Below are 7,831 nucleotides of genomic sequence, written 5' to 3'. Positions count from 1 at the left end.
GCGTGTCCACGGACTGGGTGACTGGTTTCTTGGGTGGCATGACCATCGTCTGAGTTGGGCAGGACGAGCCCCGGCTGCGAAAGCCGGGGGTGAATCCGGCCAAACGAAGCCCGGGTCATCCAACATGCGCTTTCAGTTGTTAGTTGGGTGTAACGTGGTGGGCCCGGCAGTGCGACAGCCGTAACACCGACGTAACCCACCACGTGGCAAACGTGGTCTGACAGCGAGGGCACGTCATGGAAACACAGAAACAGGTCGTCGGCCCGGCCGACGCCACCAAGATCGACCTTGAGCTGCGAACCGATATGAACTACTGGACGCGCGTGCTTGGCGTATCCGAGACCTCCCTGCGCAATGCCGTGCTTCGCGTGGGTGGCCAGTCGTCCGACGTGCGCGCCGAACTGCGACGTCGTCGCTGATGGACGGTGTCGTTCGCCCGTTGCGCGTGTTTGTTTTCTATCCGTCGATGAATCTTCATACGTGGACGGTGCTGTTGCCTGGCGCGACGAAGCACGTGTTCCAGACCGAGGGCACGGCGGTGGAGTTCGCACTGACGCGCGCGTCGGCCATGAAGGGCAAGGGTCGCGCTGTCGAGGTGCTGCGCGAGCGCGTATCTGGTGGCTGGGTGCTCGTGCCGTTCTGATCTGAAACGCGCGCTGTCATCGCACAAAGAAAAAGGCCGTGCATCACTGCACGGCCTTTCAAAACCTGGCGCCCGAAGTTGGACTCGAACCAACGACCCCCTGATTAACAGTCACATGGCGCAACGCCTGTAACTGGAGGCGTGCGCTGGCGAATTGGGCAAAATGCTTGGTCTACTATCGCCCCGTGTGCGGTGGTAAAACACCTCGTTTCGCTCGCAAATCGAAAACCTTTTTAGACGCCACGGCCTGGCTTCACGGGCACGATCTTAGCTCGGTAGTGCCGCTTCGTGATCCGCCCGTCGGCGTGGCCGAGAAGCTCCTGGGCGTGCCCTTCCTCGGCATCGCTGCCGGTCTTCCGGCGCAGGTCGTGGAACTTCACGTCCTTCAGGCCGGCGCGGATCTTCACCCGACGCCATGACGCCTTGAACCCACTTGGCGTGAACGCGTCTCCGCCCCGCGCGAGGAACAGTGGCACCTTGCCTATCCGCGCTCCCGCCGCGGCCCGCCATGCCTCGCGCAGCTCGTCGCTCCACCCAATCAGCCGCTCGTTCTGGGTCTTGCTCTCGATGTAGGCAATGCCCTGCTCGGTGGCGTTGGTCAGCTCAAGCGCGAGGATGTCGGACTGACGCATTCCGGTGAGGTACGCCAGACGAAGAAGTGGGCGCATCCGGATGCTCGCGGCGGCGAGCAGGGCGCGGAACTCATCATCGGTCACGTAGCGCTTTCCGACCTTTTCCTCGTTCCGGAAGCGGAGGCCGGCGGCGGGGTTCTCGCCGCGCATTAGTCCAGAGTTGAGCAGGTGCGTGTAGACCGCTGACAGAAGAGCGCGCTCGCGGTTGGCGGCCACGTTGCCGCGCTCGACCATGTACCGGTAGACGTGGTCGCGCCGAAGGTCCTCGATAGCCATCGTGCCGAACACCGGGATCAGCTTTTTCGCGCCCTCGGCATAGTTGGCCAGGGTCGCGGGACGCAGACGCTTCTCCGAGACCTGGAGGTAGTGCGCCAGGGCCATGCCCACCGTCCAGCGTTGGTCGAGCTCGGCGCCCTCCAGCTCTGCCCACTTACGCAGGGCCTCCCCATAGTTGTCGCTCAGACGGAGCCACCGTAGCTTTCCGCTCACGGTGGCCACATGGTAGTAGGCACCGTGCTTGTGCTGCATGTGGCGCGGCAGATGCTTATTCTTCGTGCGGGTGCGACCCATCAGGCGGYCTTTTTCACCGCAGACCAGTCAGGTCCTGCCGGTTTCTTCGGTGCCTTCGGTCTCGCGCTCAGCACGGCCGTGCGCTCGACCAGGGGACGGCCAACGGCATTTGGCTGGAACTTGTAGCCCATCCTGGCCAGCGCCCGGGTCTGGGCGCCCCAGCGCTGCTTTCCGGTCAGTTCCTCGAGCTCACTCTGGGTGAGCCACAGTTTCTCGTCAGCCCCCATGGGGCACCTCCTCGTGCTTGTTGCAGTCTGGGCACGGCATCCCCCGATTGACATCGGTCTGGGTGTCGCACGCCATCAAGTCAGATTGCGCGCCGCATTTCCGGCAAACGAAGGTGACCAGGTAGCCATATGTCCCGATTCCCACATCGTCGTGATGCATCATCACGCGCGGTGCAGCCCGGACCGGCTTGAGCTCGGCGAACATATCCGACGTTCTACCCATGGCGGAGTTCCTCGGCGCCGGATATCGCCGATCCCCGATATTCGGCAGGTATCTGCTCTGGTACATGATTGACGCGCCGGAACTCCACGACCCAGACCCACGGGTTGTCGGCCCAACGCGTGCCCGGATTAGCCAGGCCGTCCCAGAGGTCACTAAACTGCTCGCGCATGTCAACTCGGGTGCCATTGCTTCGCACCCGGTCAATAGCGCCCTCAGCGATGGCCTGCTCGGCCGTGATGTCCTGCAGACGCTCGACGCGCACGGCGGTCACCTCGAGCCAGATTCGCGACTGTGCCTTCGGCAGATGGATGCCCGGGCGTGAGCGGCGCGGGTAATCCCAGTGCTCCACAGTGCCGTTGAAGGCCGGATCGCTGGCGCCGGTGACTAGGACCGGTGCCTTGTCGGCCGCGTAGCGCGTGAGGCCAACGGCGGCGCTAGTATCCTCGTCGATCTCGGTCGTCTCGCGCACGTAAAGCCGATCACCTGGCTCCCCATATGGGCATTTCACGAACCCGAGTGGACCACCGCCAGGGTGCTCCATTTGCGCACCGAATATCCTGTCGGGGTTGGTGTAGCACATAGTGAGGGAAGGGCTGTTGCTGATGCCCTTATGCGTCAACCATGTGCGCTGCAATCCTGGCGAGGGCTTGACGACTCTTCGGGTCACCGTCTTGCGGCCCTCGAGGATGGCGCGCACCATCGGGGCACTGAAAAGGATGGGGAGTTCACGCATGGGACAGTCTCTGGGGAGGCAAGCGGCCTGGGAAAAGTTGGCGAATGAGCTTTACGTAGACCTGTTTCGTGCGGCACGCATAGAGGCGATGGAGCGAGGCGAGATGCTGCACAAGCAGCAACTTGCCTCTCACCAGGTTCTCAGCGTCACGCTGAAGATGTACCAAGAGAAACATCACAAGACCCCGCATCTCCATGTGGACCTGAAAACGAGGAACCACGCTGCGAGCTTTTCTATCCTTCCGGCGGCCGTCATCGAGGGCGGAAGCACCCTCTCGAAAGACCAAAGAAAAGCCGTTCTCGGTTTCATTCAGAGCAACGGACCCGCGCTCCTTGCCATATGGAACTCGCTGAAGGCAGAAGGAGATCCGAAGCCCCTTATCGCGGAGCTGCCGGCTATGTAAAGCCGTCCTCATGCGTTCCTTCCGGGCAGCGGCGTATCGAAATGCAGGGCGTTCTTCGCTTCYTGCTTTGCGCGGATCTTCGCCATGACCTCGGGCTGGGTGATGCGGGTCAGCTCGCGCTCGCCATCGGCATGCATATCGAGGCCCGCGATCCAGCAGAAGCCCGCCAGGGTGACCATGACGCCGCCAACCTCCTGCGAGGGCTCGCCGGCAGGCCGTCCGAAGACGTAATCGACCAGGGTGGCGACGCGGGTCCGGTCATAGCCGGTGGACTGCAGAAGCTCAAGAACTTCCTCGAGGAGGCGATCGCCGCGCTCGGTCATGTTGCTGTAGAGGGACGGTACGAAGCACTGGTCCATCCATTGAGACACCCGCCACTGGAAGCTCGGGTACTTTGCTCCGACACGGAAGCTGCCGCAGGTCGCGCGAACACCTTCCGTGTCGCCACCACACACGCAGCGGCCCCCTTCGATGCAATGCCAGGTCATGAGCTCACCTCCGGCGCGGCGGCGAGCGGCATCCAGTGCGTCGGCTTCTCATCCGTGAGACGAATCTCTTCGTACACCTCCGTAGCCTCGTACCAGCCCTCCGGCGCGTAGCCGTCTTCGGTGTCGTCTGCGTCATCGGCGAGCTCAAGCGTGCCCGGGGTGTAATAGCAAGCCATGATTGAGCGCCAATTTCCGCGCGAGTTTCTGTAGCCTGCGATTATCTTTACGCCTTTCGGCGCGGACTCGATGGGCTTCCACCCATCCGGCACGCCCACGGGGCGCGGCTGGGTGTAAAGGGTGTCACCGCGCTTAGCGATTGGCGGATGGACGTAAAGGAGCGAGCCATCGTCATCTACTGCATTTACGTAGATAGCCACCACCTCCCCAGCCTGCTCACCCGTGGGGGCGGTGAGTATAGAGACGGCGTTCCACTTCGAAACATCGATGCGTTCGAAGTTCTCATCGTCGAGCACGTCCTCAAGGTGGGTCAGCAGTACGGCGATTGCCTCCTTCCTGCCACCCGTGGGGCGGGGATGGGCGAGGGCGGCAGCGACAGGGCGAACGCTTTCGATCCACCGACTGCGAACCTCGTCGGACATGCGAAGCCAACGATCCTCGCCATCGCAGACGGCGTGCATGGCACGCGCGGCGGCAGTCAGGCGATTGACATCGACCGCCTCTGCAGGCTGCGCACGCGCGCGGCTGATGTACACCGTGTCACCGACGCAGAAGCCCATATCGGCCTCGATCTCGACGTGACAGCCCTGACGACTGTTGGACAGCGTGTTGATGATCTTGCCGGGGATGAGGTCGAGAGCGGTATTCATGCGCCGGTGTCCTTTGCCAAGGGCAGTGCATAAAAGTTGAGTTCGCCGAGGTTGCCGTTTGTAACAACGACGGCATGCTTTAGGAGACGCGCGGTGCGGATCTTGGCGGCGGCGACATCGGACACGGTGAAGGATCCAATGTGCTGGCCGCCGGGGTAGTCGTTGAACCAGATACCGCGGCGGTTCTCCTCGCGCCGCTCAAGCTCGGCTACGCGAGCTCGCAGGGCGCGAGCCTCACGCTGGGTGATGGGCTTGGTGGTCACAGGCGGCGCTCCTTTAGAAAAGCGTCGATGGCAGCATCTAGCTCTTCGGTATCGATAGCCTGGCCTTGGTAGGGTTGCTTCTGACCATCCGGAGATACCGTGATGTAAACAGGGCCGATTGCCCCCAATACAGCACGATCCTCACGCCAAGCCCCTTTGCGGCGGATATATCTATACCGCGCAGCGTCCGCTGCGTCGGCAGCAGCTTGGAGAAGCGCGGCGCGCAGTTCGGAGCCGTTCGGGCCTTTCAGTTCTTCGGCCATCGAGCGCAGCTTGATCGGGTCGAACATGGTCATGCCGCCTTCTCCTTGGTAGCCGCTTCGTAGGCTGTCCCCGTGATCTCCTCGCAGTGAGCCGCGAGCTTCGCGTCGGTGGCCGCGTAGATGACGCCATCGCGTTCGACCATCCCGAACTTATGGAAAAGGAGCTGGCCCCAGTCGGTGCCGATCGCCGCCCAAACCGGGTCGAGGGACGGCTGTGTCTTCGGCCGGTTGTTTGAGTAGAGGTCGTCCAGGCGCGCGAGTTCGCCCATCAGGGCCTTGCGGTCGGCGCCTGGCGCAGTGGCGCCGAGCCGCGTCCGTGGTCGCTGCACGTACCCTTCGCTGGCCTGCGCGACAGTCCAGAGATCCTTCGGCCTCGTCGGCTCGAAGCGGAGGCCATGCAGCGCGCGGCCGTGGAGATTCCGGATATAGACGGGCTTGGCGCCTTCGAACAGCGCGGAGAAGGCCGCTGCCTCTTTGTCCAGCTCGACATTCTCGGCGACATAGGTGGCCCAGGCGGCGCGAACCTCCGGCGTGTCGATCCGGTAATACTTGATGGTGGTCATGCGGCCTCCTGTGCCGGCGGAAGGGTGTCGAACAGCGAGGGCATCGAGATCTCTGCCTCGGCAGCTTGCAGGTGCTTCACGCCGTCGAAGAAGTAGGGTGTGCTCAGCTCGACCGCACGGCCCTGACGCCTGGCCTTGATGGCGCGGAGCGGGACGGTAAACAGGCCGCCGAAAGGGTCGAAGACCAGCTCGCCGCGGTTGCTGAAACGCTCGATGAGGCGATCAACGATGTCGAACTGCAGCGGGCAGATGTGGTTTTCGAGGCCGCGCCGCGTTTGCTCGCCGTTGAGCGTCAGCATCCGGTTCACGTCGTGCCACACGTCCGGGTGATGGCTGCCAGGGGCGAGTGACATGAATGTCGATGGAAGGGCGCCGCGCGCCTCCAAAGCCTCACCGATGCGGACGTGAGACTCGTAGTCGTAGAGGTTGGCCAGGCTGTACTGGGTGAACAGCTTCGCCAGCTTGTCCGGGCCCAGCGCAGCCAGCTCGTCGACCGTGGGCATGCGCTGGCCAGATGACCGCCAGAAGGCATGCGCGTCGACCTGCCAATGGGCACGGGTATACGACTCCTTGTCCTTGCGCACCGGATGATCGGCGTAGCCCTTCGTCCGGTCGGTCTGGGGCTTGTGCAGGAGCACGATGTATTCCGGGCTTCCCACGCCCATTTTCGTGCCGTCCTTGCACTGCTCCGACCAGCCGAGACGATAGGTCTGGTTGTTCTCGCGGACCACGTCAGTCACGACCGTGATCAGGCCCATGTAGTCGAAGCCGTGCGACCGGTAGTGGAAGATCGCCTCAGCGTGAAAGGGGCTTACGGTCGGGACGCCGGCACCGGTTACGGCGCCGAAATCGATGCGATCCTTCACGTGGATCGCGGCAACGCGCCCGGGCTTGAGGATCCGCAGCAGCTCGGCGGACAGGAAGCCCATCTGCGCCCAGAAGTGGGCGTTGTCGTCCGTGTGCCCGAAATCGTTGTAGCTCGGGCTGTACTCGTAGTGGTTCGCAAAGGGGATCGAGGTCACCACCAGGTCAACCGAGTTATCGGCCATGGTGCGTGCTTCGGCAACACAATCGTTGTTCGCCACCAGCCAATCATGGCCGCTCACCTCGATGCGCTCGACACCGATGGAGCGCGACAGCACGTCGGCCATCGCCCCGTGGCTCAGGCCGTATTCCCGAATAATCTCGCTCATCTTTCCCACCATGATGTTGTGTCGGGTCCACTTCGCCTGGAGCGTGGCAAGCACCTCCCGCTCGCTCTCCGCGTAGACGATCCAGATCTCAACCGGAAAGCCCTGTTGGAACCGCTGGAGGCGGTGAAGGGACTGAATGAAGTCGTTGAACTTGAAGCCGATGCCGGCATAAACCGCTTTGTGGCAGTGGCGCTGGAAGTTGCATCCGCTGCCCATGAGGACGGGCTTGCCCGAGAGGCGCTGAATTCGGCCCTCGCTGAAGTCGATGACAGCCTTTTCGCGATCGTCCAGTTCCTGCTCACCGTAGACGCTCACGACGCCAGGGACCGCCGCCGCGATGGCGTGACGCTCGGCTTCGAGGTCATGCCAGATCAGGAAGTGATCCGCGGCGTTCTCCTCGAGGATCCTGCTGACCGCGGCAATGCGTGTGGGCAAGGTGTCGCGCTTCTCGCGCGCAGCATCGCGGAGGCCCATTGCCGCATCCCTGAAAAGGTTCCCCTGGCCATCCCGATCCGCTTCCGCACTGCCGTGGTCGACCGGAACCTCGACGTAGTGAATCGTCAGGGGCGGGAGGTCGTATCCCTCGTCGCTGAAGCCAAGGTCAGACGGCCGTTGCAGGAACAGCGCCCAGGACGCCACCCAGAGCCAGAACTCGCGCTCCTTGTGCGGGTATAGGGTCAGGTTATTCGCCTTCGTGCTGTCCCGCTTGAACCACCGGGTAAGCGCCTGGCCCGTGTCCATCACCCCGAGGAAGCCGGCATAGTGGATCAGCTCCTTGTAGCGGTTCGGCGACGGCGTAGCGG

General features: G+C 63.0%; 12 protein-coding genes. 3 read left to right on the top strand and 9 right to left on the bottom strand.

Going from position 1 to position 7,831, the window contains the following annotated elements; genetic code table 11:
- Positions 1 to 236: 236 nt before the first annotated feature.
- Complete coding sequence (locus AC1DSN_RS15175) at positions 237 to 419, top strand: DUF3606 domain-containing protein (RefSeq protein WP_063571491.1); 183 nt, start codon at positions 237 to 239, stop codon at positions 417 to 419.
- Complete coding sequence (locus AC1DSN_RS15170) at positions 419 to 643, top strand: hypothetical protein (RefSeq protein WP_107913409.1); 225 nt, start codon at positions 419 to 421, stop codon at positions 641 to 643. Before AC1DSN_RS15175 ends, AC1DSN_RS15170 begins: the two co-directional genes overlap by 1 nt.
- Positions 644 to 876: 233 nt before the next feature.
- Here AC1DSN_RS15170 and AC1DSN_RS15165 read toward each other — a convergent pair whose 3' ends face one another.
- The 3 genes from AC1DSN_RS15165 to AC1DSN_RS15155 all read right to left on the bottom strand — a co-directional run bounded on the left by AC1DSN_RS15165 (position 877) and on the right by AC1DSN_RS15155 (position 3,028).
- Positions 877 to 1,845 (bottom strand): tyrosine-type recombinase/integrase, encoded by a 969-nt coding sequence (locus AC1DSN_RS15165; protein WP_477331446.1) that lies wholly within the window; start codon positions 1,843 to 1,845, stop codon positions 877 to 879.
- On the bottom strand, positions 1,845 to 2,072 hold the full coding sequence (locus AC1DSN_RS15160) for a DUF4224 domain-containing protein (protein ID WP_477331444.1): 228 nt from the start codon (positions 2,070 to 2,072) through the stop codon (positions 1,845 to 1,847). The genes AC1DSN_RS15165 and AC1DSN_RS15160 overlap by 1 nt, the downstream gene beginning before the upstream one ends.
- Before the next feature lie 215 nt (positions 2,073 to 2,287).
- Complete coding sequence (locus tag AC1DSN_RS15155; protein WP_477331442.1) at positions 2,288 to 3,028, bottom strand: hypothetical protein; 741 nt, start codon at positions 3,026 to 3,028, stop codon at positions 2,288 to 2,290.
- Between AC1DSN_RS15155 and AC1DSN_RS15150 the strand changes: the two genes are divergently transcribed.
- Positions 3,027 to 3,431, top strand: a complete 405-nt coding sequence (locus AC1DSN_RS15150) for a DUF4160 domain-containing protein (RefSeq protein WP_477331440.1) — start codon at positions 3,027 to 3,029, stop codon at positions 3,429 to 3,431. The genes AC1DSN_RS15155 and AC1DSN_RS15150 overlap by 2 nt on opposite strands.
- A gap of 8 nt (positions 3,432 to 3,439) precedes the next feature.
- Here the strand turns inward: AC1DSN_RS15150 and AC1DSN_RS15145 are convergent, their stop codons facing one another.
- From AC1DSN_RS15145 to AC1DSN_RS15120, 6 genes are all read right to left on the bottom strand, one after another.
- Complete coding sequence (locus AC1DSN_RS15145) at positions 3,440 to 3,919, bottom strand: hypothetical protein (RefSeq protein ID WP_477331438.1); 480 nt, start codon at positions 3,917 to 3,919, stop codon at positions 3,440 to 3,442.
- Positions 3,916 to 4,746 (bottom strand): DUF551 domain-containing protein, encoded by an 831-nt coding sequence (locus tag AC1DSN_RS15140; protein ID WP_477331436.1) that lies wholly within the window; start codon positions 4,744 to 4,746, stop codon positions 3,916 to 3,918. Before AC1DSN_RS15140 ends, AC1DSN_RS15145 begins: the two co-directional genes overlap by 4 nt.
- Positions 4,743 to 5,009, bottom strand: a complete 267-nt coding sequence (locus AC1DSN_RS15135) for a hypothetical protein (protein ID WP_477298727.1) — start codon at positions 5,007 to 5,009, stop codon at positions 4,743 to 4,745. Before AC1DSN_RS15135 ends, AC1DSN_RS15140 begins: the two co-directional genes overlap by 4 nt.
- Entirely contained in the window at positions 5,006 to 5,305 is a 300-nt protein-coding gene (locus AC1DSN_RS15130; RefSeq protein ID WP_477298728.1) for a hypothetical protein, read from the bottom strand. Before AC1DSN_RS15130 ends, AC1DSN_RS15135 begins: the two co-directional genes overlap by 4 nt.
- A complete protein-coding gene (locus AC1DSN_RS15125; RefSeq protein ID WP_477331434.1) occupies positions 5,302 to 5,835 on the bottom strand; it encodes a hypothetical protein in 534 nt (177 codons plus the stop codon). The genes AC1DSN_RS15130 and AC1DSN_RS15125 overlap by 4 nt, the downstream gene beginning before the upstream one ends.
- Positions 5,832 to 7,831 (bottom strand): DNA methyltransferase (locus AC1DSN_RS15120; RefSeq protein WP_477331432.1); only part of this gene is annotated, 2,000 nt, incomplete at its 5' end. The genes AC1DSN_RS15120 and AC1DSN_RS15125, both read right to left, overlap by 4 nt.

It is taken from the genome of Luteibacter sp. P4_D7_3, from assembly GCF_056401735.1.
The sequence above is the reverse complement of the archived record's forward strand: the minus strand, read 5'-3'. Positions and strand labels throughout refer to the sequence as shown.

What these genes read in the sequence shown, in the direction of transcription:
- AC1DSN_RS15165 (WP_477331446.1), bottom strand. Translation starts at nt 1,845, where the DNA reads ATGGGTCGCACCCGCACGAAGAATAAGCATCTGCCGCGCCACATGCAG.
- AC1DSN_RS15170 (WP_107913409.1), top strand. Translation starts at nt 419, where the DNA reads ATGGACGGTGTCGTTCGCCCGTTGCGCGTGTTTGTTTTCTATCCGTCG.
- AC1DSN_RS15140 (WP_477331436.1), bottom strand. Translation starts at nt 4,746, where the DNA reads ATGAATACCGCTCTCGACCTCATCCCCGGCAAGATCATCAACACGCTG.
- AC1DSN_RS15130 (WP_477298728.1), bottom strand. Translation starts at nt 5,305, where the DNA reads ATGACCATGTTCGACCCGATCAAGCTGCGCTCGATGGCCGAAGAACTG.
- AC1DSN_RS15155 (WP_477331442.1), bottom strand. Translation starts at nt 3,028, where the DNA reads ATGCGTGAACTCCCCATCCTTTTCAGTGCCCCGATGGTGCGCGCCATC.
- AC1DSN_RS15125 (WP_477331434.1), bottom strand. Translation starts at nt 5,835, where the DNA reads ATGACCACCATCAAGTATTACCGGATCGACACGCCGGAGGTTCGCGCC.
- AC1DSN_RS15150 (WP_477331440.1), top strand. Translation starts at nt 3,027, where the DNA reads ATGGGACAGTCTCTGGGGAGGCAAGCGGCCTGGGAAAAGTTGGCGAAT.
- AC1DSN_RS15175 (WP_063571491.1), top strand. Translation starts at nt 237, where the DNA reads ATGGAAACACAGAAACAGGTCGTCGGCCCGGCCGACGCCACCAAGATC.